23 protein-coding genes are annotated in these 25,485 nt (G+C 64.4%); 2 read left to right on the forward strand and 21 right to left on the reverse strand.

Annotated features, from left to right (window positions below):
- Positions 1 to 478 precede the first annotated feature (478 nt).
- Positions 479 to 937: an Lrp/AsnC family transcriptional regulator gene (locus BMX99_RS18000; protein WP_093454973.1), complete on the reverse strand. Its 459-nt coding sequence runs from the start codon at positions 935 to 937 to the stop codon at positions 479 to 481.
- A gap of 125 nt (positions 938 to 1,062) precedes the next feature.
- Between BMX99_RS18000 and BMX99_RS18005 the strand changes: the two genes are divergently transcribed.
- Entirely contained in the window at positions 1,063 to 4,494 is a 3,432-nt protein-coding gene (locus BMX99_RS18005; RefSeq protein ID WP_093454974.1) for an indolepyruvate ferredoxin oxidoreductase family protein, read from the forward strand.
- A gap of 69 nt (positions 4,495 to 4,563) precedes the next feature.
- On the opposite strand, the gene BMX99_RS18010 is transcribed toward BMX99_RS18005, so the two are convergent.
- From BMX99_RS18010 to BMX99_RS18075, 14 genes are all read right to left on the reverse strand, one after another.
- Positions 4,564 to 6,942 carry a xanthine dehydrogenase family protein molybdopterin-binding subunit gene (locus BMX99_RS18010; protein ID WP_093454975.1) on the reverse strand — a complete coding sequence of 793 codons (2,379 nt, stop codon included), beginning with the start codon at positions 6,940 to 6,942 and terminating at the stop codon, positions 4,564 to 4,566.
- On the reverse strand, positions 6,939 to 7,409 hold the full coding sequence (locus tag BMX99_RS18015) for a (2Fe-2S)-binding protein (protein ID WP_093454976.1): 471 nt from the start codon (positions 7,407 to 7,409) through the stop codon (positions 6,939 to 6,941). Before BMX99_RS18015 ends, BMX99_RS18010 begins: the two co-directional genes overlap by 4 nt.
- Before the next feature lies 1 nt (position 7,410).
- A complete protein-coding gene (locus tag BMX99_RS18020) occupies positions 7,411 to 8,244 on the reverse strand; it encodes an FAD binding domain-containing protein (RefSeq protein WP_093454977.1) in 834 nt (277 codons plus the stop codon).
- A 3-nt stretch (positions 8,245 to 8,247) separates the two neighbouring features.
- The gene (locus BMX99_RS18025) at positions 8,248 to 8,808 is read right to left on the reverse strand and encodes a biotin transporter BioY (RefSeq protein WP_093454978.1); all 561 of its coding nucleotides are present in this window, start codon (positions 8,806 to 8,808) and stop codon (positions 8,248 to 8,250) included.
- 15 nt (positions 8,809 to 8,823) lie between these two features.
- Positions 8,824 to 9,459, reverse strand: a complete 636-nt coding sequence (locus BMX99_RS18030; protein ID WP_093454979.1) for an energy-coupling factor transporter transmembrane component T family protein — start codon at positions 9,457 to 9,459, stop codon at positions 8,824 to 8,826.
- Positions 9,434 to 10,210 carry an energy-coupling factor ABC transporter ATP-binding protein gene (locus BMX99_RS18035; protein WP_244525684.1) on the reverse strand — a complete coding sequence of 259 codons (777 nt, stop codon included), beginning with the start codon at positions 10,208 to 10,210 and terminating at the stop codon, positions 9,434 to 9,436. The genes BMX99_RS18030 and BMX99_RS18035 overlap by 26 nt, the downstream gene beginning before the upstream one ends.
- A 104-nt stretch (positions 10,211 to 10,314) precedes the next feature.
- Positions 10,315 to 11,325, reverse strand: a complete 1,011-nt coding sequence (locus tag BMX99_RS18040) for an ABC transporter permease (RefSeq protein WP_093454980.1) — start codon at positions 11,323 to 11,325, stop codon at positions 10,315 to 10,317.
- Positions 11,322 to 12,824, reverse strand: coding sequence for a sugar ABC transporter ATP-binding protein (locus BMX99_RS18045; protein ID WP_093454981.1), 1,503 nt, complete (start codon positions 12,822 to 12,824; stop codon positions 11,322 to 11,324). Before BMX99_RS18045 ends, BMX99_RS18040 begins: the two co-directional genes overlap by 4 nt.
- Before the next feature lie 73 nt (positions 12,825 to 12,897).
- Positions 12,898 to 13,974 carry a TMAO reductase system periplasmic protein TorT gene (torT, locus tag BMX99_RS18050; RefSeq protein ID WP_093454982.1) on the reverse strand — a complete coding sequence of 359 codons (1,077 nt, stop codon included), beginning with the start codon at positions 13,972 to 13,974 and terminating at the stop codon, positions 12,898 to 12,900.
- A gap of 91 nt (positions 13,975 to 14,065) precedes the next feature.
- Positions 14,066 to 15,037 (reverse strand): 5-oxoprolinase subunit C family protein, encoded by a 972-nt coding sequence (locus BMX99_RS18055; protein ID WP_093454983.1) that lies wholly within the window; start codon positions 15,035 to 15,037, stop codon positions 14,066 to 14,068.
- The gene (locus tag BMX99_RS18060) at positions 15,027 to 15,902 is read right to left on the reverse strand and encodes a 5-oxoprolinase subunit B family protein (protein ID WP_093454984.1); all 876 of its coding nucleotides are present in this window, start codon (positions 15,900 to 15,902) and stop codon (positions 15,027 to 15,029) included. Before BMX99_RS18060 ends, BMX99_RS18055 begins: the two co-directional genes overlap by 11 nt.
- Positions 15,899 to 17,275 carry an acetyl-CoA carboxylase biotin carboxylase subunit gene (locus tag BMX99_RS18065; protein ID WP_093454985.1) on the reverse strand — a complete coding sequence of 459 codons (1,377 nt, stop codon included), beginning with the start codon at positions 17,273 to 17,275 and terminating at the stop codon, positions 15,899 to 15,901. Before BMX99_RS18065 ends, BMX99_RS18060 begins: the two co-directional genes overlap by 4 nt.
- A 3-nt stretch (positions 17,276 to 17,278) precedes the next feature.
- The gene (locus tag BMX99_RS18070; RefSeq protein WP_093454986.1) at positions 17,279 to 17,512 is read right to left on the reverse strand and encodes an acetyl-CoA carboxylase; all 234 of its coding nucleotides are present in this window, start codon (positions 17,510 to 17,512) and stop codon (positions 17,279 to 17,281) included.
- A gap of 33 nt (positions 17,513 to 17,545) precedes the next feature.
- Positions 17,546 to 18,325 carry a 5-oxoprolinase subunit PxpA gene (locus tag BMX99_RS18075; RefSeq protein WP_170848860.1) on the reverse strand — a complete coding sequence of 260 codons (780 nt, stop codon included), beginning with the start codon at positions 18,323 to 18,325 and terminating at the stop codon, positions 17,546 to 17,548.
- A gap of 280 nt (positions 18,326 to 18,605) precedes the next feature.
- On the opposite strand from BMX99_RS18075, the gene BMX99_RS18080 reads away from it, so the two are divergent.
- Positions 18,606 to 19,523 (forward strand): LysR family transcriptional regulator, encoded by a 918-nt coding sequence (locus BMX99_RS18080; RefSeq protein ID WP_093454988.1) that lies wholly within the window; start codon positions 18,606 to 18,608, stop codon positions 19,521 to 19,523.
- Positions 19,524 to 19,580: 57 nt separating this feature from the next.
- Here BMX99_RS18080 and speB read toward each other — a convergent pair whose 3' ends face one another.
- The 6 genes from speB to BMX99_RS18110 form a co-directional block, all read right to left on the reverse strand.
- Positions 19,581 to 20,537, reverse strand: a complete 957-nt coding sequence (gene speB, locus BMX99_RS18085; RefSeq protein ID WP_093454989.1) for an agmatinase — start codon at positions 20,535 to 20,537, stop codon at positions 19,581 to 19,583.
- A 124-nt stretch (positions 20,538 to 20,661) separates the two neighbouring features.
- Positions 20,662 to 22,083, reverse strand: a complete 1,422-nt coding sequence (locus BMX99_RS18090) for an aldehyde dehydrogenase family protein (protein WP_212632907.1) — start codon at positions 22,081 to 22,083, stop codon at positions 20,662 to 20,664.
- Positions 22,083 to 22,811, reverse strand: a complete 729-nt coding sequence (locus tag BMX99_RS18095; protein ID WP_093454991.1) for an MBL fold metallo-hydrolase — start codon at positions 22,809 to 22,811, stop codon at positions 22,083 to 22,085. Before BMX99_RS18095 ends, BMX99_RS18090 begins: the two co-directional genes overlap by 1 nt.
- The gene (locus BMX99_RS20085) at positions 22,808 to 23,830 is read right to left on the reverse strand and encodes an ABC transporter ATP-binding protein (protein WP_093454992.1); all 1,023 of its coding nucleotides are present in this window, start codon (positions 23,828 to 23,830) and stop codon (positions 22,808 to 22,810) included. Before BMX99_RS20085 ends, BMX99_RS18095 begins: the two co-directional genes overlap by 4 nt.
- Positions 23,827 to 24,597, reverse strand: coding sequence for an ABC transporter permease (locus BMX99_RS18105; RefSeq protein ID WP_093454993.1), 771 nt, complete (start codon positions 24,595 to 24,597; stop codon positions 23,827 to 23,829). Before BMX99_RS18105 ends, BMX99_RS20085 begins: the two co-directional genes overlap by 4 nt.
- Positions 24,597 to 25,451, reverse strand: a complete 855-nt coding sequence (locus BMX99_RS18110) for an ABC transporter permease (protein WP_093454994.1) — start codon at positions 25,449 to 25,451, stop codon at positions 24,597 to 24,599. Before BMX99_RS18110 ends, BMX99_RS18105 begins: the two co-directional genes overlap by 1 nt.
- Positions 25,452 to 25,485: the final 34 nt, after the last annotated feature.

Raw genomic sequence — 25,485 nt, forward strand, 5'->3', positions numbered from 1 at the left:
CGCTCCGTCGTTCCGTCTGGCGTCCCGTTAGCGCCTCAGCGCCGCCGGTGAGGGGGTATTTACGGTTGAGGGCCAAACTCCGCAAGGGCTTTTTTGACTAATTTACGAACTTCCTGTCGAAAAACTGTCATCCGCCGTCGGATTTTCCTAGGAAGCCTTATAAATAAGGGGTTCTATGGCGGCGGTGGTTCGCAAGTTCTTTTGCGCGCCCTGCCCCGGCCAGTGGTTTTCGGGGCCTCTGTGGTTACGGCCTGGTTAAATTCGGGCGGAATCGCCGCCAGAATCCCCGGAATCGCCCGAGTCACCCGGCCGACTCGGGGCGATTCACAGGGGAATCCCCCGAAAAGAATCTGCCCGACTCGTGAAATTTCTTCCGATTCCGCCCTTCGGGGGTGAATCGGCCCCTGGCGATTCCGCCGCCCGCGGCATCGGGCGCGAAATCGGTGCTGTGCAGGGTACTATATATATAGTGTCTCTCTCAGACCGAGATCGGCTGATCCGCCTTGATCGACTTCAGCACGACATTGGTCTGGGCCGAGGAGACCGCCGGCAGACGAAACAGGAAGTCATCCATGAATCGGTTATAGGCGGCGAGATCGGCACAGAGGATCCGCAGGTGGTAATCCGCCCGGCCGGTGGTGGCATAGCAGTCCTGGACCTCGGGCGCGGATCGCACCGCCTGGATGAAGGCCTCGATCGCCTGACGGTCGTGGCGCGTCAGCTCTACGTGCACGATCGCATGAAAGGTCAGTCCCAGGGCCTCGGGATTCACGCGGATCCTGTAGGTGTCGATCACCCCCGCATCTTCCAGCGCCCGCACCTTCCGCCACAGGGCAGAGGCCGACATGCCCACGGCGTCGGCCAGGTCGGCATTGGAAATCCGGCTGTCCTTTTGCAGCAAGGACAGGATTTTCCGGTCGCGATCGTCCAGCTGCATGGTTGGCCTTTTCCTTATTCACCTTCTGCATGGACAATCTATCCACTCATCGCATCAAAGGCACGACAATTCGGCCACCTATTCCACGATATCCGGGCCATCCTCCCGCGAAAGGGAGGATCACCATGACCATCACCACGCCTCTGGACCGCAGCTATCACCTGGCCGACCGCTATTCCCGGACCTCTGGCCGGGTGTTTCTGACCGGGACGCAGGCACTGGTGCGGGTGATGCTGGACCAAGCGCGGCGGGACAAACGGGCGGGGCTGAACACCGCCGGCTTCGTCTCGGGCTACCGGGGGTCGCCGCTTGGGGCGCTGGATCTTGAGATGTGGCGCGCCAAGGCGATGCTGGACGAGGAACGGGTCAGCTTCATGCCGGCGGTGAACGAAGACCTTGGGGCCACCGCCGTTCTGGGCGCGCAGCAGGCCGTGCTGGATCCCGACTGCGAGGTCGAGGGCGTGTTTTCCATGTGGTACGGCAAGGGGCCCGGCGTGGACCGGTCGGGCGACGCGCTGAAACACGGCAATGCCTATGGATCGTCCCCCAAGGGCGGCGTGCTGGTGGTGGCGGGCGATGACCACGGCTGTGTCAGCTCCTCCATGCCGCATCAGTCCGACGTGGCCTTCATGTCGTGGTTCATGCCGACGCTGAACCCGGCGAGCATTGCGGAATACCTGGACTACGGGGCCTATGGCATCGCGCTTTCGCGCTATTCCGGCACCTGGGTCGGCTTCAAGGCGATTTCCGAGACGGTGGAATCCGGGGCCTCGGTCCCCCTGCCCGAGAATCGCGACTTTGTCCTGCCCGACATCGCCTTTACCCCCGGCGGGCTGCATGTCCGCCCCTCGGATCTGCCAAGCGTCGAGATCGAAACGCGGATCCAGCACAAGCTGCGCGCCGTGCGCGCCTTTGTCGAGGCGAACCCGATCGACCATGCGGTGCTGGACCTTCCCGACGCGACATTCGGCTTTGTCACCACCGGCAAGGCGCATCTGGACCTGCTCGAGGCGCTGCGGCTTCTGGGTCTGGACGAAAGCGCATGCCGCCGTCTGGGCATCGACATCTACAAGGTCGGCATGGTCTGGCCGCTGGCGCGGCGCGACGCGCTGAACTTTGTGCGCGGCAAGGAAGAGGTGCTGGTGGTCGAGGAAAAGCGCGGCATCATCGAAAGCCAGTTCAAGGAATACTTCTATGACTGGCCGGGCGACAAACCGCATCGCATGGTCGGGAAATACGACAGCCAGGGCAATCCGCTGATCCCCTGGACCGGAGAGCTTTCGCCCCTGATGCTGGTGCCCGTCGTCGCCGAACGGCTGGATCGCTACTTCCCCGAAGAAGGCCTGCCCGCAAAGGCCCGCGCCCTGACCGAAACCCCCGCCCCGGTGCTGTCCGTGCCCGGTGCAGTGCGCACGCCCTATTTCTGTTCCGGCTGCCCGCACAATACCTCGACCAAGGTGCCCGAGGGCTCGACCGCGGCCAGCGGCATCGGCTGTCACGTCATGGCCAGCTGGATGAACCGCGACACCGTGGGCTATGCGCAGATGGGCGGCGAAGGGGTGCCGCATGCGGTGGCGTCGCGGTTCAACGGCGGCAAGCACATCTTTCAGAACCTGGGCGAAGGCACCTGGTATCACTCGGGGTCGCTGGCCATCCGGCAGGCGGTCGCGGCCGGGGCGAACATCACCTACAAGATCCTCTATAATGACGCGGTGGCGATGACCGGCGGGCAGCCCGTCGACGGTCCGGTCAGCGTGCAGGGTATTGCCCAGACCACCCGGGCCGAGGGCGTGACCCGGATCGCCCTGGTCTCGGACGACATTGCCAAATTCGCGGCGGCGGATTTCCCCACGGGCACGACCTTCCATGACCGCGCCGATCTGGATGCCGTCCAGCGTGAACTGCGCGAGGTTAAGGGTGTCTCGGTCCTGATCTACGAACAGACCTGCGCCACGGAAAAGCGGCGTCGGCGCAAGCGCGGCACCCTGCCCGACCCGGCACGCTTTGCCATGATCAACGATCTGGTCTGTGAGGGCTGCGGCGATTGTTCCGTCGAAAGCAATTGCCTGAGCGTGGAGCCAAGGGAAACCCCGCTAGGACGCAAGCGCCGGATCAACCAGTCGTCCTGCAACAAGGATTTTTCCTGTGTGAACGGCTTCTGCCCCAGCTTCGTGACGGTTCACGGCGCAACCCGGCGCAAGGGCCGCGCCACGGTCGACCGCGCCACGTTGGAAGACGGGCTGCCCCTGCCCGCCCCCGCCGACCTGGCGCAACCGTTTGAGCTGCTTGTGGCCGGGGTCGGTGGCACCGGGGTTGTCACCGTGGGCGCGCTGATCACCATGGCCGCGCATCTGGAAGGCAAGGGCGCAAGCGTGCTGGATTTCACCGGCTTTGCGCAGAAGTTCGGCACGGTGCTAAGCTACATCCGCCTCGGGGCCTCGCCCCAGGCGCTGAACCAGGTGCGGATCGGCACGCGGGCGGCGGATGCGGTGATCGGCTGCGATATCGTGGTCAGTTCATCCCCCAAGGCGTCGATGCATTACCGCCCCGGCACGCGCATGGTGCTGAACCGGGCCGAGATGCCGACCGGGGACATCGTGCTGAACCGCGACGCCAGCCTGTCGGTCGCCCGGCGCGAAAAACTGATCGCGGGCACCATCGGGGCCGAGAACCTGATGGCCAGCGATGCCAATGCCCTGGCGGAAACGCTTCTGGGCGATGCGGTCTTTGCCAATGTGATCCTGCTGGGTCAGGCCTGGCAGGCGGGGCTGGTGCCCGTGACCCTTGACGCGATGGAGCGCGCGATCGAGCTGAACGGCGTGAGCATCGAGGCGAACCGCACCGCCTTTGCCCTGGGCCGCTGCCTGCATGCCGCGCCCGAAAGGCTGACCCTGCCCGATGCGGCCCCGGCCGAGGAAACGCTGGACCAGATGATCGACCGGCGCGCGGCGCATCTGACCGACTACCAGGGGTCGGACCTTGCGGCCCGCTATTGCGCGCGGCTGGATCAGCTTCGCAGTGCCCTGCCCTTCGCCTCGGAGGCGCTGATGCGCAGCGTGGCGCGGAACCTCTTCCGGTTCCTGTCGCCCAAGGATGAATATGAAGTCGCGCGGCTGATGACCTCGGACCACTTCCGGGACGAGATCGCCCAGACTTTCGAGGGCGACTACACGATCAGCTACCACATGGCCCCGCCGCTTCTGCCGCTTGGCCAGGACGGGCGCGGCCGCCCGAAAAAGCGCAGCTTTGGTGGCTGGATGACGCCGGTGCTGACGGTGCTGGCCCGGATGAAGGGGTTGCGCGGCACCTGGGCCGATCCCTTCGGCTATAGCGGTGAGGCGCGGCTGCATCGCGACATCCTGCGCTGGTACGACGCCCTGCTGGATCAGGCCATGGCCGAGGGCACGCCAGAATCCGAAGACACCTGGATCACCCGGCTGGCCGCCGCGGATGAAATCCGCGGCTACGGCCCCGTCCGGGAAGAGGCCGCGCGGAAGGCCATAGGCGTGACCGACAGCGAAAAGGTCGACGGGGCCCTGGGCGTCCCGGCCGAGTAACCGGCCCCCACGATATACATACAAAGAAAAGCGCCGCCCCGGCCCAAGGGGGCGGCGCTTTTCATGCGGTCAGTCGCGGAAGGCGATCGTGTTGTCGGACCAGCGGCGCGAGATATGCGGAAACCTCAGGTCCGGTCCCGCGCCGTCCATCAGTGCCATCACCCGGGGCGCGGTCAGCGGAAGCTGGTTCGCGGCCTGCCCGGTGGCGCGCGCCAAGGCGCAGGCGATGGTCGCCCCGACGTTCAGGATCGGCACCTCTCCGGCCCCCTTGGTGCCAAGCGGCCCGCAAGAGGGCGCACCTTCGTACAGGTGAAAGTCGATCGGCAGCGTGTCCAGCGCGGTCGGGATCCGGTAGTCCGAGAACCCGGCCTGATCGAAGGCACCCTGGGCGTTGATCGTGATGTCCTCGTGCAGGGCATAGCCGATGCCCTGGGTCACGCCGCCCTGGATCTGGCTGTGCACTGCGCGGGGGTTCAGCGCGCGGCCGACATCCTGGACCACGCGGTAGGACAGGATCTCGACCGCGCCGGTGTCGGGATCGACAGCCAGTTCGCAATCGTGCACGGCAAAGACCGGAATATCGATGGCGTCGATGAAATGGCCCGCCGCACAGCCCGGCATGGCAGGAATGCCCGGCGCGGTGAAGGCCCCGCTGCCCGAGATCGGGCCGATATCGGCTTCGGCCTGGGCAATGACCGTCTGGATCGAGGTGCCAGAGCCGGGACGCCCGACGATCTCGACCCGCCCGTCCTTCAGAACCAGCTGCTCCTCAGACGTCTGAAGCATCTGCGCGGCGACGCGCAGCAGCTTCTGCCTTACCTCCTCGCAGGCAGCCTCGCTCGCTGCGCCGATGGACACGGTGGTGCGGCCGCCGCCGACGCCCAGATCCCGGCCAGAGGCATCGGTGTCGGCGGTCTTCACGATCACATCGTCGGGATGCAGGCCAAGGTTCGCCGCCACGATCTGCGGCAGGGATTGAACCATAGTGCCTGACCCGATCTCGACCCCCGAGGTGACAAGCGTGGCGCTGCCGTCGGCGTTCAGGTTCACGGTGGCCGCGGATGGCCCGACAAAGATGAACCAGGTGCCAACGGTTGTCGCGCGGCCATAAAGCCGGCCGTCGTCGGTATGGGTGCGGCCATCGTGCGGGCCGTGCTTCGTCAGCGCGAGGTCGAGCATGGGGCGCAGCACATCGCCTTCAAAGACCTGGCCGGTCGCCCCCAGATCGCCATCGCCCACGACGTTGCGGCGGCGGAACTCCATCGGGTCCATGCCGATGGCGGCGCAGATTTCGTCGGTGTGCCGTTCCAGCGCGAAGGTATTGTAGACGCCGTTGCAGGCGCGGAAGGCCCCGTTCGGCGGCGTGTTCGTATAGACCGCCCGGCTGCTGAGGCGCACGGATTCCAGCCGGTAGTTCCCGCCCAGGGTGTGGGCGGTCATGGTGGTCAGGAAAACCTGTTCACCGCCATAGGCCCCGCAATCCATCAGCACCGTCGCCTCGCGTCCCAGGATGCGGCCATCGGCGGTCACGGCAGAGCGGATCAGGATGTCGGCGTTTTCGCGCGACAGGCAGGTCATCTGTTCTTCGCGCCGCGAATTGACCAGCGACACGCGCCGCCCGGTCTTGCGCGCCAGGATCGCGGCGAAGGGTTCCAGCGAACAGTCGAACTTCAGCCCGAAGCCCCCGCCAACGGCCGGCACGGTGACGCGCACGCGGGATTCGGCCACGCCCAGAACCTTGGCGGTGACATGGCGGACGGTCCAGGGCACCTGGGTCGAGGTACGGATGTGAAAGCGCCCGTCTTCGTAATCCGCGACAACGGCGCGCGGTTCGAACGGGACGTGGCTTTGCCGTCCGACCTGATAGGTGCCTTCGACGATGGTGACATCATCGCGGGCGAAGGCGGCATCGGTATCGCCGCGCACCACTGTCGCCTCCCAGGCGACGTTACCACCGCGGGCGGCGCCGTCCTTGAGGATTTCGTAGCTTTGCCAGTCCGGGTGGATCAAAGGGGCATCCGCGGCCAGTGACTGTTCCATTGTCAGGCAGGCGGGCAGCGGTTCGATCTCGACCTCGATGGCGGCGGCGGCAGCACGGGCTTGATCCAGCGTGGTCGCGGCCACCACGGCCAGCGGTTCGCCATGATAGCGAACGACCTCATCCGCAAACAGGGGATGGTCGGCAATCCCGATGCCATGCAGACCCGGCGCGTCTTCGGCCGTGGCGATGGCCTTGACCCCGGGCATGGCGCGGGCGGCAATGGTGTCGATGCGCAGGATGCGGCCGCTGGCGATCTCGGCCCGGCGGAAGGCGGCGTGCAGCAGGCCCGCGTCGGTGTCGTCGACGGTATAGCGGGTGCGCCCCTGCAGCTTGTCGCGCGCGTCGCGGCGCGGCAGGTTCATCACGGCCTTGGTCAGCCTGTCGGGGGTGGTGGCCTGGGTGCTCATGACAGAGCCTCCTGTGCGGGGGCGATGCTGGCCAGCGCATCGACGATACGTTCGTAGCCGGTACAACGGCAGAGGTTGCCGGTCATGGCGCGCTTGATCTCATCGCGTGTGGGATGCGGGGTCTCGGCCAGAAAATGGCTCATCGACAGGACCATGCCGGGAAAGCACATGCCGCATTGCACGACGTCATGATCGACAAAGGCCTGCTGAACGGCGTTCAGCATATCCGGCGCGCCCAACCCTTCGATGGTGGTGATACTCCGCCCGGACAGGGTGCCCATGGGGATCAGGCAGGCGACCTTGGGCGCGCCGTCCACATGCACGGTGCAGGCCCCGCAGAAGCCTTCGCCACAGACCTCCTTGGCCCCGGTCAGGCGCAGATCGTTGCGCAGGACTGACAGAAGCGTACGGCGCGGATCGCCGGAATACTCCAGCGGGTCGCCGTTGATCGTCAGGGATATGGTCATGTCAGCGGCCCTCCGGGGCGGTCAGTGTGGCGAAGGCGCGGGCGACAAGGCCCGGCAGGACGCGGGTGCGATACCAGCCGGGGGCATCGACCGCGTCGCGCCCGATGAAATCCGAAAGGTCGCGGGCGATGCCGCGCAGGGCGGCGGGGTCAGGGGTGCATCCGATCAGTGCCGCTTCAAGCGCGGGCCAGCGGCGGGGCCGGGCCTCGACCGCGCCGACGGCGATCCGCAGATCGCGGATCGTGCCGTCCGGATCGGCCTTCAGCGCCATTGAAAGAGCAGCCAGGGGATATTCCCCGGCCTGGCGCTGCATCAGCCGGACATGGGTCGACCGGCCCGTGACGGCAGGCAGCTTGACATGCGTCAGCACATGCGGGCCGGGCGGGGTGGCAAGGTAATCGGCCAGCGGCAAGTCTTCCACCCCTTGCGCCGTGACGATGGTGACGCAGGCCCCCAGCACCAGAAGCGCTGGCACCAGATCGGGCGAGGCAAAGTCCGCCGTGCAAATATTGCCGCCCAGGGTCGCCATCCGGCGCACCGCAGGCGTGGCGGATTTCCCCGCCGCAAGGGCCAAGGCGGCGCGGCCCGGATCGGTCGACAGCGCGCGGGCCAGCGCTTCGTGTGTGACCAGGGCGCCCAGGATCAGCTGTCCGCCCTGACCTTCGATCAGGTCCAGGCCAGGAATGCCCGAGAGCGTGACAAAAGGCCGGTCCATCGGGCCGCGCATCGCCCAGGTGCCCCCGGCGAAAAGCACCGCACCCGAGGCCTGGTGGTCCAGCGCCTCCTGGAGTGAGGAGGCATGGATCATCGCGCTGTCCATCGCTGCAAACGCCATGATTTATTGACCCGTCGCAACGCGGCGCGACATCAGGCTGCCGGGGCGGGCCCGCGCCAGGGATGCGGTCAGCATGGCGGCGATCGCGGCTTTCAGAAGGTCACCGGGGATGAAGGCGGCCATCAGCAGGGTCGATTCCACCAGGGATTTCTTCAGCACCAGCGACATGCCCAGGATCCCGCAGGCATAAAGGACGACAATTCCGCCCAGGACCGAGGCCACCGCCGCCATGGGCAGCACCGGGGCCTTCGCCCCGCGCTCCATGATCCAGCCGGTCACAAAGGCGGCGGCGACCCAGCCCCAGAGGAAGCCGGCCGTCGGCCCGACAAAGACGCCCAGCCCGCCGCGGCCTCCGGCCAGAAGCGGCAGGCCAAGGGCCACGATCAGCAGGAACAGCAGAACCGCAAGCGCGCCGCGTTTCGCCCCCAGCACACAACCGGCCAGCATGACACCCAGGCTTTGCGCCGTGATCGGCACGCCAAAGCCCAGCTGAAGTTTGGGTAGAAGGCCCAGGACGGCGATGATTGCTGCAAAGAGCGCAACGTGGGTCAGTGACTTTTCCATTGGCTGTTCCTTTCGTCAGAGTGAGCGGCTGGAGGAGGTTCGGGGTATGGGCGTGGCGATACCGCCCCGGGCGCGCAGCGCCTCGGCCACGTGGTCGGCATCGTCGAGCGTGGCAAGCGTCAGGGGCAGCACGATGCGCCAGCGCGGTTTGCGGGCGGACCGCGCCGACCAGCTTTGCGTCAGCTGCGCCCCCTTGTCCGACAGCACGGGCACCATGCGGATCACCAGGGCGATCCCGATTTCAAGCGCGCGCAGGTTCAGGCCAAGCCGGGCCAGCGGCGCTCCGCCCCGGCGGATAACCTGCATTATGTCGCTCAGCCGGGTGGTCATTGTGACAAGGTTGGCCAGCCCCACGGCGGTGATCATGCGCAGCGCGATGCCCAGCCCTGTGGCCGGATCGCCGGTGACCAGGTGCCAGACCAGAACCACCGCGACAAAGGGCGCAAGTCCCCTGATCCGCCGCGCCCCATGGGACAGGAAGACCCGACCCGGCAGGGCATAAAGCGCGGCCATGCCCGCAAAGGCCAACGCCAGCACGGCGGGGGATTGCGTTGCCGCCAGCGCCAGCGTGGCGATCAGCAATGCCCCCAGTTTGGCCGCGGCAGGCCAGTCATGGGCCCGGGTTCTAACCGGCGAGGTCAGAGAGATCATCGCCCGCCCCCTTTTCCGCCATGGCATCCAGATAGGCACGTGTGACCTCTGGGCCGTCACCGGCGCGGATCACCCGCGCCTCGTCCAGCCAGAGGCACTGATCGCAATCCGCGATATCCTCTGGGTCGTGCGAAATATGGATGATCGCGCCGGGATGCAGGCGCAGGGCGCGGCGCAGCTGCATCCGCGTCGGAATATCCAGGCCTGCGAAAGGTTCGTCCAGAACGATGACGCGCGGCCGCATGGCCACCACCGCCATCAGGCAGACCAGGTGTTTCTGCCCATGGGACAGGGTCGCGACCGGGGCTTCGGCCCAATGGGGTTTTCCGAACCGTTGCAGCGTCTTGCGGGCCAGATCCTCGGCCCAGTGTTTGCCATGGCCCTGCTGTGTCAGGCCAAATGCGATTTCTTCCAGCACGGTCGGAAAGATGATCTGGTGATCGGGGTTCTGGAACAGGATCCCGACCTCTTGCAGGGCGGCGCGGCGATCGCGGGCCATGTCGATGCCGTTCAGGCGGGCGGTGCCTTCGCTTGGCTCGACCAGCCCGGCGATGATCCGCGCCAGCGTCGACTTGCCCGAGCCGTTGCGCCCCAGGACTCCCAGCCGGGTGAATTCAAGCGAAACATCGACATCCTGAAGGATGGCCTTGGCGTCGATGCGAAGACCCAGGCCAGTCAGGTCCAGCTGCGCCGGGCGGAGGGCACCGGCCGCGGGCGTCTGTGGTGTCAGCCTGTTTCTGTCCATCTTCATCACGCGGGGTCTTTCCCTGATTGAGCCCTGTTTGGCCCTGTTTCAGCCGGGGGCAGATCGGAACCGGGGCGCGGCCGGTTGACCGCGTCGCGCCCCGGCGCGTGTCAGCTTCCGCTCATGATCATGCGATAGCGCAGCTGGTCGAAGATCACGGCCAGGATCAGAAGCGCGCCCAGCAGGACCATCTGCATGTAAGAGGAGATCTGGGCCAGGTTCATGCCGTTCTGCACCAGCACGATGAAGAAGCCGCCCAGCACCACGTTCTCGACCCGGCCGATGCCGCCGCGCAGCGACACACCGGCGATGACACAGGCCGCGATGGATTCCAGTGCGATGGTGCCGCCCAGGTTGGCCTCTCCGCTTTCGACCCGGGCGGTCAGAAGCAGCCCGGTCAGCGATGCGATGAGCGCGCAGATCACATAGGCCATCATCAGCGTCCGCTTGGTGTTGATCGCCGACAGATGCGCGGCCTTGATATTGCCCCCCACCGCATAGACCTGCGTGCCAAGCGCCGTGCGGGACATGAAGATCCACATGGCAGCGATGCAGATCACCGCGACGATCACCGGCACCGGCACGCCCCATAGACGCCCGAAGCCGAAGATATCGGCAAAGGCGAAGGGCAGTCCCGAAACCGGCACGCCGCCGGTCAGGAACAGCGCGGCACCGCCGGCCAGGGACGAGACACCCAGCGTCATGATGAAGGGCGAGACGTCGAAATAGGCGACGCCGATGCCGTTCAGCAGACCGACGCAGGCCGCAGCGGCAAAGCCGGCGAAGGCCCCCAGAAGGATGACCAGCCAGATCGCATCGGGAAAAATCCCGGCCAGGAAAACCATGGCCGTGGCACTGACGACGGATGTCAGGGCGATCGCTGTGCCGACCGACAGGTCGAACCCGCCCGAGATCAGCACCAGCATCTGGCCCAGCGAGACCAGCACCAGATAGACCGACTGGCGCATCACGTTGACCAGGTTCTGCCCGGTCAGGAACTTGGGCGACAGCAGGGTGAAGACCACCAGGGCCCCCAGCAGGAAGAAGGGCAGGACCCCGACCCGGACAAAGATCTTCCGGATCAGGCCGGGGAATGAGGAAGTTGCAGCGGCGCTGGTCATTGTGTGGCTCCGGTTTCGTCGAAGAAGTATTTGAGGACCTGATCCTCGGTCATGTCGTCCCCGCTCAGTTCGGCCGAGATGCGGCCATGGGCAAGGACAAGGAGGCGGTGCGAGATGTTCATCGCTTCGGGCAGATCGGACGAGATCACGACAATCGCCTTACCGGCTTCGGCCAGCTGTTTGATCAGCAGGTAGAGCGCGGCGCGGGTGCCCATGTCGACGCCAACCGTGGGTTCGTCGAAAATGATCAGGTCGGCCTCTTGCCCGAAGCATTTGCCGAACAGCACCTTCTGCTGATTGCCGCCCGACAGCTGCGACACGGGCTTGTTGCGATAGCCGGGATGCAGCTCGACGTGGTCCGAGATCTCGTCGGTGCGGGTGTTCACGCCCCGCCAGCGGATGAAGGGGCTGCCGCCGGTATTCCGCGCCCCGGCGACGATGTTAACAGACAGGTTGTCCCGTGCGGTCTTGGCCAGGTCCAGCCCCTCGGCCTTGCGATCGGGCGACAGGTAATACATGCCGCCCATGATGATGTCGCGCGTGGCGGATCCGGTGATGTCCGTGCCCTGGAAGCTGACCGTGCCGGATAGCACGGGGGTCAGCCCCATGACGGCACGGAACAGCCGAGATTTGCCAGACCCGACAAGACCGGCCACGCCCAGAACCTCGCCCCGGCGAACGTTGAAACTGGCGGCCTTGATGCCCGGGGCGGTCAGCCCGCTGACCTTCAGGATTTCCTCGCCCTCGGTGCGGGCAATGGCGGGATAGATCTGATCGAAGGACCGGCCGGTCATCATCTCGATCAGGGCGTCGTCATTGGTGTCACTCATGGCGACCGTGCCGATCACCGCGCCGTCGCGCAGCACCGTCACGCGTTCGGCGATCCGGGCGAATTCCTGGATGCGGTGCGAAATATAGACGATGCCGACGCCACGGGCCTTCAGGCTGGCGACAAAATCGAACAGGTGATCGACCTCGCGGTCGGTCAGGGAAGCGGTCGGCTCATCCAGGATCAGAACCTTGAGGTCGCCGTGAAAGGCCTTGGTGATTTCCACCATCTGCTGCTGGGCGCGCGACAGATGCGCGACGATGGCCGAGGGGTCGATGTCAAAGCCCAGTTCTTCCAGCATCCCGCGCGCGCGTTTGCGCATCGCCCGGTGGTCCAGGAAGGGACCGCGCCGCAGTTCCCAGCCAAGAAAGATGTTCTGGGCGACGGTCAGCGTCGGGATCAGCGAAAATTCCTGAAAGACGGTGTAGATGCCCTTGGCCTGGGCCTGGCCGACGCTATCAAAAGCAACTTTTTCCCCATCCAGGTGAATGGTGCCTTCGCTTGGCGTATTGGCCCCGGCGAGCATCGAGATCAGGGTGGATTTTCCGGCACCGTTCTCACCGAACAGCACGTGCACCTCGCCCGGTTCCAGATCGAAATCCACGTGGTCCAGCGCCAGGACGCCGGGATATTGCTTGGTCAGGCCGCGTGTCTCGATCAATTTGGACATGGGTTTTCCTTGCGATGTGCGAAGCATTGTGCAGGCCGGGGGCGGGAGAAGACCCCGGCCTGCCAGTCCGGCGTTACTTCTTGACGCTGAAGACCGGAGAGAAGCCCTCGGGCGGGAGGATGTTCTCGCGCGCGACGTCCTTCACGTTGTCCTGGTCGACAACGAAGATCTTCGGACCGACGTGCTTGAAGTACTCCTTGCCCTCAAGGACGCGGACCGCCTGATCGACGGCGATCCGGCCCTGGATGACCATGGAATCCGCCGGGGCACCGGTGATGAAGCCACGCTGGATGCCGGTGTAGACGCCCGGGGTCATGTAGAAGGCCAGGATGTCGACCTCGCCCTTCAGGCCGCGTTCGCGGATGACGCCCTGGGCCGCTTCGGCGGTCACGGCGGTGCCCGCGATGTACTTGATCTCGGGGTTGGCCTGCAGAACGTCCTCGACCAGTTTCAGCTGTGCTTCCTTGCCGGTGTCACCATAGCGCGGTTCCAGCACGGTCACGGCCGACCCTTCGACGGCTGCCAGGAACCCGGTGTTGGCCGCTTCGACCCAGCCGGCACCTGCCGGTCCGGGGAACCAGCCCACAGTGACCGGGTCAGAGCCTGCGGGGTGCTTTTCGGCCAGGTACTTGCCGGTCTCGAAGCCCATGGTGTGGAAGGACACCAGCGACTTGGCCGCGATCTCGGACGAGGACACGCCGTTGATGACGTCGATGACCGGGATACCCTGGCCCGCAACTTCGCCGATGACGTTGTTCAGACCGTCATAGGAAATCGCGCCGACGATCACCGCGTCGGCACCGCTGGCCACGCAGTCCTCGATCTGGCTGATCTGGGTGTTCAGCTCGGTGTAGCCACCGGCCTCGACCACGTTCAGGTTGACGCCCAGACGTTCGGCTTCGGCAACGACGCCATAGTCGACGCCCAGCCAGTAGGCATCTTTCATGTGCGGGAAGGACACGCAGATGTTCCAGGGCTTTTCAGCCGCCGCCAGCGGTTCATAGGTCACTTCGGCAACCGATCCGTCGGTCGAGAAGGCCGGGGTGACCTCTTCCGCGGGATAGGGGAACCAGGCGTCTTGGGCCAGGGCCGCGCCCGGAAGGGCCACCGACACCAGCAGCGCAGAGGCTGTGTTCAGGACGAGTTTCATTGATCTGACTCCTTGTTGGCAAATCAGGTAAGGGCGATCGGGTCGCCGGACTTGGTTTTGGGTGGAGCAGGGCTCCGGGGGGGCCAGGCGCTTAGGTCAGCGCCTGGCGGATTTGCTCGATGACCTCTTTTCGGGCCTTGCGAGCAGCGAGCGCCTGATCCATGTCGACGCGCGCGAATGTGACCGGGGCATTCGGCTGAAGCTGTCCGATCAGGTCCATGTCTGCGGAAATCACTGCACCAAGGGTGAAGTAGCCCCCGCCCGACACCGCATCCCGGTGCAGCACGATGGGCTCCAGCCCGCCGGGCACCTGGATCGAACCGTAGGAATAGCAGCCGTCGACGATATTCGACGGATCCGACCCGGCCCCGAAGGGTTGGGGACGGTCGACGAATTCCATCGGCTGGCCACCGCGGAAGCGATAGCCCATGCGGTCGGCTTCGGGTGCGACGGTCCAGGCATCGTCAAAGAAGGCTTGCTGGCTTTTCTCGGTCAGACGGTGCCAGTACAGGCCCGGCAGAACGCGCAGGGTCGCGGGCTTGCCCGGACGGCGGCGCAGGTCTTGCGGTACGCTGCGGCTGGCGGCCACGGGATCGGCGGTGCCGACCGGGATCACGTCACCGGCAGCAATGGGGCGGCCTTCGAACCCGCCAAGCGCACCGATCGCATAGGTCGAGCGTGACCCAAGCGCCAGCGGCGTGTCGATGCCGCCCGACACCGCGATGTAGATCCGCGCGCCTTCCTTGAGAAAGCCGAAGGACAGCACCTGCCCCGCCTTCACATTGAAGCTGGTCCAGGTCTCGCGGGGTTCGCCATCCAGCATCACCGGAAGCTCGGCCCCGGTGACGGCCACGGACATATCCGCACCGAACCTGATCTCGGGGCCCATGAAGACCGCTTCCAGACAGGCGGCACCGTCGTCATTGCCGACCAGCATGTTGGCCGCCGTCAGTGCCAGGCGATCCATCGCCCCGCCTTCGGGAATGCCAAGGTGGAAATAGCCCGGGCGGCCAAGGTCCTGAACAGTGGTTGCCAGTCCGGGTTTGACAATCTCAAGCGTCATTGAGGGCCTCCATCAGCTTGGCGTTGAAGCCGGTCATGTCCTTGTTGAAGGCATCCAGATCGAATTCGACCTCGGCGATTTTCGGGGCATAGGTGCCCTCTTCGACCTGTTTGGTGATCGCGTCGTATTCTGCGCGGTCGATCGGCTTCCATTTGACGATATCGCCGGGGCGGAAGAAGACCATGAAATCCTTGAGATAGCTGATCTTCTGTTCGGGATCGAAGATCGGCATCGGGGTGATGCCGAACATCTGATAGCCGCCCGCACCGCGCACCGAATAGATGCACGAAAAACAGCCACCATAGCCCACGGTCAGTTTCGGCGTATCGGTCCGGGGGCGCAGATACTTGGGCACCTCCAGCTGCTTTTCGCGTTCGACCAGCTGATACAGGAAGGGCAGACCGGAGACGAAGCCGACCATGGAGACGAACCAGGGCTGGGAATGATGCGCCTCGATAAAGGCTGCGACCGAGTCATAGCCATTGATGCGCGCGGCATAGTCCAGATCGGTGCCGGACGGATCCTGGTGACGTTCGCGGAACCGCATCAGCGTCTCGTGGGTCCAGGGATCTTCGTAGAACACCGGGATTTCGATGATCCGCGTATCCAGACGTTTTTCCTGGGCCTGGGCTTCGCCCTCAAGCTCCTTGATGCGGGCCATCATCTCGTCGGGGGCGATGACATCGGGGTCAAAACGCACCTCGAACGAGGCATTGGCCGGGCAGATTTCGGTCACGCCGGGGATGTTGGCCTCGCGGACCAGGCGGGACAGCGAGAGGCCGATGAAGAAGGCATCCAGCGACATTTCATCGTCGACCTCGACGTAGACATGTTCATCGCCCCCGTAGGTGTAGCGCGTTTTCATGCGGCATCTCCTTTCGCGGTGAGGTTCCCGGCCTCGAGCCAGGGTTCGAGCCACTGGGTATGGAAGTCGCCCGCGCGCACGGCCGGATCGGCGGCCAGCGCCAAATGCAGCGGCGCAGTGGTCTTGGTGCCTTCGATCTCCATCTCGGTCAGCGCGGTGACCAGCTTGTCGATTGCGGCGTCGCGCGTTTCGGCATGCACGATGACCTTGCCCAGAAGGGAATCGTAGAAGGGCGGGATCTGGTAGCCTTCGGACAGGAAGTGATCAAAGCGCACGCCCTCGCCCGTGGGTTCCTTCAGGGTCTTCACCTGACCGGGCCAGGGCATGAAGTTCATGAAGGGATCTTCGGCGCAAAGCCGCACTTCGATGGCATGGCCCGTCCGGGTGATCTGATCCTGGGTCATTGACAGTTTCGCACCGCCGCAGACCTGGATCATCTCGGCCACCAGATCCACGCCGGTCAGCATTTCAGTGACGGGATGTTCGACCTGGATGCGGGTGTTCATCTCGATAAAGAAGAACTGGTTCGCGGCCTCGTCATACAGATACTCCAGCGTCCCCGCGCCGCGGTAGTTCACCGCCTTGGCCAAAGCCACCGCCGAGGCGCAAAGCGCTTCGCGGGTTTCGTCATCCAGGCAGGCCGCACCGGCCTCTTCCCAGACTTTCTGGCGGCGGCGCTGCAGCGAACATTCGCGTTCGTAGCAATGCACCGCGTTTTCACCGTCGCCGAGAATCTGAACCTCGATATGGCGCGGCGAGAGGATTGCGCGTTCAACATAAAGCCCGCCGTCGCCAAAGGCCGCCTCGGCCTCGGATTTCGCCTGGGGGGCCAGGGTCTTCAACTCTTCCACCGTCTTGGCGACGCGGATGCCCCGGCCACCGCCGCCTGCGGCGGCCTTGATCATCACCGGAAAGCCGATCCTCTCGGCCACGGCGACGGCGCTGGCGACATCTTCGACGCGCCCGTCCGAGCCGGGCACGACCGGAACACCGGCGGCCTCGGCAGCCTGGCGGGCGGCAACCTTGTCGCCCATCCGTTCAATCGTATCGGCCGAGGGGCCGACGAAGATCAGACCGGCCGCTTCGACGGCGCGGGCAAAGGCGGGGCTTTCCGACAGGAAGCCATAGCCAGGGTGGATTGCATCGGCACCGGTGTCCTTGGCGGCCTTCAGGATCGCATCGATCTTCAGATAGCTGTCTTTCGACGGGGCCGGCCCGATGCAGACGGCTTCGTCCGCCAGCTTGACCGCCAGCATATCGGTATCGGCCTCGGAATGGGCCTGGATCGCATGGATGCCAAGCGCCTGTGCCGCCCGAACGATTCTGACGGCGATTTCGCCCCGGTTCGCAATGAATAGTCGCTGGATGGCCATGGCTTATTTCAGCTCCGCCACGACGTCACCGGCGGTGACGGGGGACGCATTGTCGACCTTGTAGGCCACGAACACGCCCGAGGTTTCTGCCGTGACCTGGATGAAGGTCTTCATCACCTCGATCAGGCCGATCACATCACCCACCGCGACGTCGTCGCCCTCGGATTTGAACGGCGGTTCTTCCGGGGAAGCCTGGTGATAGAAGGTGCCGGGAAGCGGAGATTGGATATCGGACATGATGTGTTCCCTGTCTTGCTTTTGTGGCGCGGCTCAGGCCGCTTCGATCACGGCCGACGAAGGCGCGATCGTGATGTTGTTGGCAGTCAGTTCCTTCCGGATGGCGCGGCCGATCTCGACCGCACCGGGGGTGTCGGAGTGGAAGCAGATCGATTCAAATTCGATATTGATATCCGTGCCTTCGACGGTGGTTACCTTGCCCTCGCGGCAGGCACGCAGGCATTTTTCGGCGATCGCCTGCGGATCAAGCCGCCCGACCTTGCGGGTAAAGACGATCGAGCCGTCGGTGCCATAGTCACGGTCTGCATAAAATTCGCGCACGACCGGATGGCCCAGGCGTTTGGCGATGTCGTAGGTCTTCGAAATATCCATGCAGTAGACGATCAGATCGCCGCTGATGGCAGCCAGACTTTCGATCATCAGGCGGGACAGGTCTTCGTTCCGCGCGGCTTCCATATACAATGCGCCATGCGGTTTGACATGTTGCAGGCGGATGCCGTGGCGGCGGCCGAATTCCCGCACCGCGCCGACCTGATAGATGATGTCGTTGACCAGTTCTTCGGGCGAGGTGTCGATGAAGCGGCGGCCGAACCCCTGAAGATCGCGATAGCCGGGATGCGCCCCCAGACCGACACCATAATGGTTCGCCAGCTTGATCACGCGGTCCATGGAATTGGGGTCCCCGGCGTGAAAACCGGCCGCGATATTGGCGGATGAGATCAGCTCCATCAGCTGTTCATCAGGCGCTTCGCCCAGAACCCAATGGCCAAAACCTTCACCCATGTCACAGTTGAGATCGACAATATTTCGCATCACACGCCCTTGGAATTTCTGATGCCCTGAGCATGGCGAGCGCGTCACATTTTTGTAAAGTTCAATTATCAGATACCACATTATCGGAAAATCCGAATGCTTCGGATTCCGGTTTCACCTGTTTTTCAGGCAGAAAAGGGATGATCTGAAAGGCTTTGACCAATTTCCTTGCGGTCTGAAAACACATTATCGATTTTTCCGATAATGTGGTTGCAGGCTTTCAGAAAGGCGGAAATTATCCTGCCTATATGATGGGCAGATCACAGGGGCGCGCGCCGATATGAATCTGAGACAGCTGAAGTACTTCCTTGCGACGGCCGAACTGGGCCAGGTCAGCCGCGCCGCGTCCGAACTGTCTATCTCTCAGTCGTCGATCACCTCGGCCATCCGAGAGCTGGAGCAGGGCATGGGCACGACGCTGTTCAACCGCACCGCCCATGGCATGGATCTGACCCCCACGGGCCGCGATCTACTAAGTGCCGCGCGCGATGTGATGGAAAAGGTGCAGATCGCCCAGGACATCGGGCAGAACCATTCGGACGTGACCGGCACGATCAATATCGCCGCGACCTATACGGTCTGCGGCTACTTCCTTCCCTTTCACCTGGACCGGCTGGCGCATCGGTTTCCCAACCTGACGATCAATATCTCGGAACTGAACCGCGAAAGCATCGAAGAGGGGCTGATCGCCAACCGGTTTGACGTCGCGGTGATCCTGACCTCGAACACCTCGAACCCCGAACTGGCGACGCAGACGCTGCTGCGGTCGCACCGGCGGCTTTGGGTGCCGCAGAACCACGCGCTGGCCGGCAAGGAATTCGCCACCTTCGAAGAGGTCGCCGAACAGGATTACATCATGCTGACGGTGGACGAGGCCGCGAATACCTCGATGAAATACTGGGGGCCGACGGGTCTGGCCCCGAAGGTGCGGATGCGCACCTCCTCGACCGAGGCGGTGCGCTCCATGGTGGCGAACGGGCTGGGCGTGACGATCCTGTCGGACATGGTCTATCGCCCCTGGTCGCTGGAAGGGCGGCGGATCTCGACCCTGGTGATGGAGCGCGAAATCCCCTCGATGGACGTGGGCCTGGCCTGGCGGCGCAACCAGGAGATGCCCAATGCGGTGAAGCATTTCGTGGATTATTTCCGCACCGCCTATCTGTCGCCGCAGATGGCGAACACCGCCTGGCGCGGCTAGGCGGGCGCAGGCAAAAAAAGGCGGGGTCCGGCCGATTCGGGCCCCGATGGCGACAGCCTAACGGCGCTGCGGCACGCCGGGCAGCGCGCACAGCATCTCGTACAGGTAGTTTGCCGCGATCACGGCCGTGTTGCCCGCAGGATCATAGGGCGGAGAGACCTCGACCAAATCGCACCCCACAAGGTTCAGACCGGCCGTGCCCCGAATGATTTCCAACCCCTGCATGGTCGTCAGCCCGCCGACTTCGACCGTGCCGGTGCCGGACGCATAGGCCGGATCAAGGCTGTCGATATCATAGCTTAGATAGACCGGCGCATCGCCGATCTTGTCCCGGATCTCCTGCATCAGCGGGGTCAGCGATTTGTGCCAGCAGTCTTCGGCCTGGATGCAGGTCCAGCCCCTGTCCCGGCCCCAGTCGAAATCGTCGGGGCCATAGCCGGTGCCACGCAAACCGATCTGGAACACCTTGTCGTTGATCAGGCAGTCCTCTTCCCAGGCGCGGCGGAAGGGGCAGCCGTGGGCGGCCTTTTCGCCGAACATCTCGTCATTGGTGTCGGAATGGGCATCCACGTGGATCAACGCCACGGGCCCATGCTTCTCCCTCATCGCCCGCAGGATCGGCCAGGTCAGAGTATGATCCCCACCCAGTGTCAGCGGAATGGCCCCGTCGCCCAGGATCTTGCGATAGTGATCCGCGATGATCCCAACCGACGCCTTGAGGTCGAAGAGGTTGATCGGGACGTCGCCGATGTCGGCCACCTGAAGGTGATCGAAGGGCGCGGCACCGGTGGCCATGTTGTAGGGGCGGATCATGCGGCTTTCGTCACGGATCTGGCGCGGCCCCAGTCGTGTGCCGGGCCGGTTCGAGGTGCCGATGTCCATCGGAATACCCACGAAACAGGCGTCCAGCCCGGCGGCGGTTTCCGCCACCGGCAGGCGCATCATCGAGGCAAGGCCGCCGGGCCGAGGCATGGTGTTGCCGCCCAGGGGCTGGTTGAATTTGGAAGCGGACATCGCGGATCTCCTTATGTCGCCGGTCGTCTTCGCGCCCTTGGGTGTCTGCCGTCAGACCCGCCGGGACGATGCGGGCCGCCATATCAGGCATGCGCGAAAGGGGGGCGCCCCACCGCGCGCAGGGTCAGAGACCGTGCACCGATTTGACCTCGGTAAAGTCCTCCAACCCCAGCAGGCCGCCTTCGCGACCGTTTCCGGACTGGCCGTAGCCGCCAAAGGGGCTGCCGTAATTGTGCGGCGCGCCGTTCAGGTGAACCATGCCGGCCCGTAGTGCGCGGGCAACCCGCCGGGCACGGGCGGGATCGCCAGTCTGGACATAGGCCGCCAGCCCATAGGCCGTATCATTTGCCAGGCGGATGGCGTCGTCCTCGGTGTCGAAGGGGGTGATGGTCAGCACGGGGCCAAAGACCTCTTGGCGCCAAAGCCGCATGTCGGGGGTGACGTCGGCAAAGATCGTCGGGCGCGCGTAGTGCCCGGTGTCAAACCCCTCGGGTTTGCCGGGGCCGCCAGCGATCAGCCGCCCGCCATCTTCGATCCCCGCCTCGATCAGCGCCTGAACGCGGGTCCATTGCAGTTGCGACACCAGCGGTCCGATGTGCGGGCCTTCCTGCGCCGGATCCCCCACCGCGGTCGCAAGGGCCGCTGCGCGGGCCAGATCGACGACCCGATCATAGACGCTGCGTTCGACAATCAGCCGGGTCGGGGCGTCACAGCTTTGGCCGGTGTTGTTCATGCATTCCGCGACCGAGGCCGCGATCTGCGTATCCAGATCGCAATCGGCAAAGACCAGGTTGGGGCTTTTGCCCCCCAGTTCCAGCGTGACGCGTTTGACCGTTTCGGCGGCGTCGCGGGACACGGCAGCCCCGGCGCGGGTCGATCCGGTAAAGGACATCATGGCGATGTCGGCATGGCGCGACAGGGCTGCACCGACCTCGGGGCCGTCACCATTGACCAGATTGAAGACGCCGGGCGGGAAGCCCGCCGCGTCGATCATCCGGGCAAAAAGCATCGCGGACAAAGGCGCGATTTCCGACGGCTTCAACACGCAAGGACAGCCGGTCAAAAGCGCCGGGATGACCTTCAGCGCGATCTGGTTGATCGGCCAGTTCCAGGGCGTGATCAACCCCACCACCCCAATCGGTTCACGCACCAGCGTATCGCCATTGGGCAATTTCCATTCCCAATCCAGCGCATCAAGCGCGTCCAGAAACCCCTGGGTGTGGCCGATGCCGGTGTCGGCCTGCTGTTCGCGCGCCATGGTCACCGGCGCACCCATTTCGGTCGAGATTGCCTGCACCATCTCGTCGTAGCCGTCCTTGTAGAGTGTTAGAAACCGTTCGACCGCAGCCCTACGTTCGGCAACGGGTGTCGCGGCCCAGCCCGGGAAGGCTGCGCAGGCGGCGGCAACGGCGCGGTCCACGTCTTCGGCGGTGCCCAGTGAAATCTGCGCAACGGTTTCTTCGGTCGCAGGGTTTTCAACCGGGAACAGCCGCGGCGTCAGAGGCGGCACCCAGGCCCCGTCGATATAGAAAAGCGAATGGTCCATCAGGCGTCCTTGTCCTTGAGCCAGGTGGTGATCAATTGGGTCAGCCTCTCGCCCGAGAAGGACGGGAAATGCCCGCCGTGTACGACGCGCACCGGCAGATCCAGCAGACGTCGCATCGACCGGACATAGTCCTGAGCGTTCGAGTGATAGGTGTCTTCGATCAGCGGGCCGTCATAGATGATATCACCCGAGATCAGCACGCCGGTCGCCTGTTCCCACAGGGCAATGCCGCCGGGGCTGTGCCCGGGGGTATGGATGACCTCGAACTGGCGGTCACCCAGGTCGATCATATCGCCATCCGCCAATAGCCGCGTCGCAGGGGCGGCTTTCACCGCGTAGGTCGTCGATTGATAGGGCACGTCCGGCAGCGCGTCGAAGATGTCGTCGGTCACATAGGGATCGGCCAGGGTCGCGCGCCGGGTCGGATCGGCCAGGATATCGGCCTCGGCCGCGTGACACAGGCGACAGGGGAATTCGTGATGACAGCCGATGTGGTCGAAATGCGTATGGCTGGCGACCGCATCCAGCGGACGTTCCGACACCAGCGGCACCCATTCACGCAGCGACACGACGCCCATGCCACTGTCGATCATCAGATCACGGTCACGGCCCCGCACGTGCCAGATATTGCAGCGATAGAATTCCTGGATATGCGGCTCATCAATCCAGTTGATGCCGTCCCCGACCCCGCGCTGACGATACCAATCCTTGGGCGCGATACGGGTCATGCTGCGTCCCTTGGGAAGATCACCGGATTGCGGCCGAACAATTCGACCTCATCGCCGGGATGCAGCGCGATGCCCTGAGGCAGATGGGCGATCCATTCCCGATCCGGAGCCTCCAGCGGGCGGAAATGACAGCGATGATGCGACCCGAAAAAGGACGCATGTGCCAGCCGGGCGCGGCCGAGGCTGAAATCCCCCTGAAGGCCGATGCTTTCAGGGCGCAGACACAGGGTGCCGCCGTCCAATGCCGGCTGCGCATCGGTCCCCCCAAGGGATGCCGCCTGCCCGGTCGCGATCTCGATCCGGTTCATTTCCCCCATGAAATCCGCCGAGAAGGGCGTTTTCGGGTTCAAATAGACCTCTTCCGGGGTGCCGCAGTGTTCGATCCGGCCCTGGTTCATCACCACGATGCGGTCAGCGATGGCCATGGCCTCTTCCTGGTCATGGGTCACATGCACGAAGGTGGTGCCGACGCGCTGCTGGATTTCCTTCAGCTCGTCCTGCATCTGGCGGCGCAGTTTCAGATCCAGTGCGCCCAGAGGTTCGTCCAGCAACAGCACATCGGGATCCACGGCCAGGGCGCGGGCCAGGGCGACGCGCTGACGCTGCCCCCCCGAAAGCTCGTGCGGTTTGCGGCTGCCCTTGTCGGCCAGCCCCACCATGTCCAGCATCTCCATCGCCTTGTCCCGACGCGCGGCCTTTCCGACGCCGCGCATCCGCAGCCCAAAGGCCACGTTGTCGGCCAGGCTCATGTGCGGGAACAGGGCGTAATCCTGGAACATGGTCGTAGTGGGCCGGTCGCGGGGACCGACGTGGGTCATGTCCGCGCCGCCGATCAGCACCTGACCCTTGGTCGGGGTGAAAAAGCCGCCGATAATTGACAAAAGCGTGGTCTTGCCACAACCCGAGGGCCCGAGAAGGACGATGAATTCGCCCGCTTCGATCGACAAGTCGACCCGGTGCAGCGCGGTGAAATTGTTGAACCGGTGTTCGACGGCCTGAATGGTCACACTTGCGGTCATTTTGCACCCTTTCGAAAAAGCAGGAGTTCCAGCGCAACAACGATGACAATCGACACCAGAAAGACGAGAGAGCCGACGGCATTGGTTTCCGGCGACAGGCCAGAGCGCAGCATCGACCAGATCTCGACCGGCAGGGTCACGTCGAAACGGGTCAGCAGGAAGGCGATGATGAATTCATCCCAAGAGAAGGTGAACGCCAGGAAATAGGCCGCAGCGAGCGAGGGCAGAAGCATCGGCGCGGCCACCAGCCACAGCACCTGCCATTCCCGGGCACCCAGATCCCGCGCGGCCTTCAAGGCGTTTTTCTGATGCTCTCCGATCGAGGCATAGATGATCGCGAAGCAAAGCGGCAGGTTGATCACCACATGGCCGATGCCCGTCGCCAGAAGCGAAGGCCGCACGCCGATCTTGCCGAACATCTGCAACAGGCCAAGCGCCACGATCAAATAGCTGACGGTCATCGGTGCAATCAGCACCCCGCGCATCAGCACCGATCCCGGCAGCACGACCCGCGCCAATCCCGAGGCAGCCAGGAAGCCAAGCGTCAGCGACACGGCCGCCGAAATCAGCGCGACGATCATGGAATTCAGAAGCGCCTCCATCAGGGCGCGGTCGGCCAGGACGGAGGCATACCACTCCAGCGTCGCGCCCTTGAAGGGCGGCACCGGCAGGCGACCATCCTGGAACGAAAAGACGACCAGAACCCCGACGGGCAGAAGGATGAAGGTAAACAGGGCGATCAGATAGGCCCAGGACAGGATCCGCATCACAGACGCTCCATCTTCAGCCAGCGGGCCGAGGCCGCATAGGCCAGGGTCACGATTGCCATCAGCACAACCGACAAGGCCGAGGCCATAGGGTAATCGCCGCGCCGTCCAAGCTGCATCATGATCAGCTGCGGCAGGCTAAGTTCATTGTTCCCGCCCAGGATCTGTGGGGTGATGTAATCGCCAATGCACAGAACAAAGGTCAGGAAGGCGCCGGTCATCACACCGGGCAGCGTCAGGGGCAGGATCACCAGACGGATCACCTGCCAGCGGGATGCCCCCAGGTCCATCGCCGCGCGGGCGTAGTTCGGAGACAGCTGAATGAGGTTGGAATAGATCGTCAGCGTCAGAAGCATGACGAAGAAATGCACAAAGCCGGTCACGGTGGCGGCGCGGGTTGCCATGATCTGGATCGGTTCCGACAGAAGGCCCAGACCGATCAGCGCGTTGTTCACCACGCCCTTTTCGCCCAGCACAAGCGCCCAGGAATAGGAGCGCACAACATAGGACGTCCAGAAGGGCAGCACAGCGATCAGCAGCGCCATGCGCCGCCAGCGTTCGGGAACGCGGGTGGCGATGATCCAGGCCAGGGGCCAGGCCAGAAGCACCGAGATGACAGTGACCGTCAGCGTGATTTCGAGCGACACGAAAATACCGCGCCGGAACGAGGGATCGGTAAAGATCCGCAGGTAATTGCCAAGGTCAAAGCCCTGCACGATCTCGCGCCCTTCGAGGTGTGCGAGGCTCATGATCGCCATGCCCGCGAAGGGCACGGCAAAGAACACTAGCGTCCACAGCAAAGCAGGTGCGACAAGCGCCGCCCCCTGCCGTTTCTCTCGACGTTCAATGGTCATCTTGCGTTACTCTGGTCTGGTCCGGAACCGGGGG

The sequence above is a fragment of the Pseudooceanicola nitratireducens genome, assembly GCF_900109195.1.
In the GTDB taxonomy this organism is placed as follows: domain Bacteria; phylum Pseudomonadota; class Alphaproteobacteria; order Rhodobacterales; family Rhodobacteraceae; genus Pseudooceanicola; species Pseudooceanicola nitratireducens.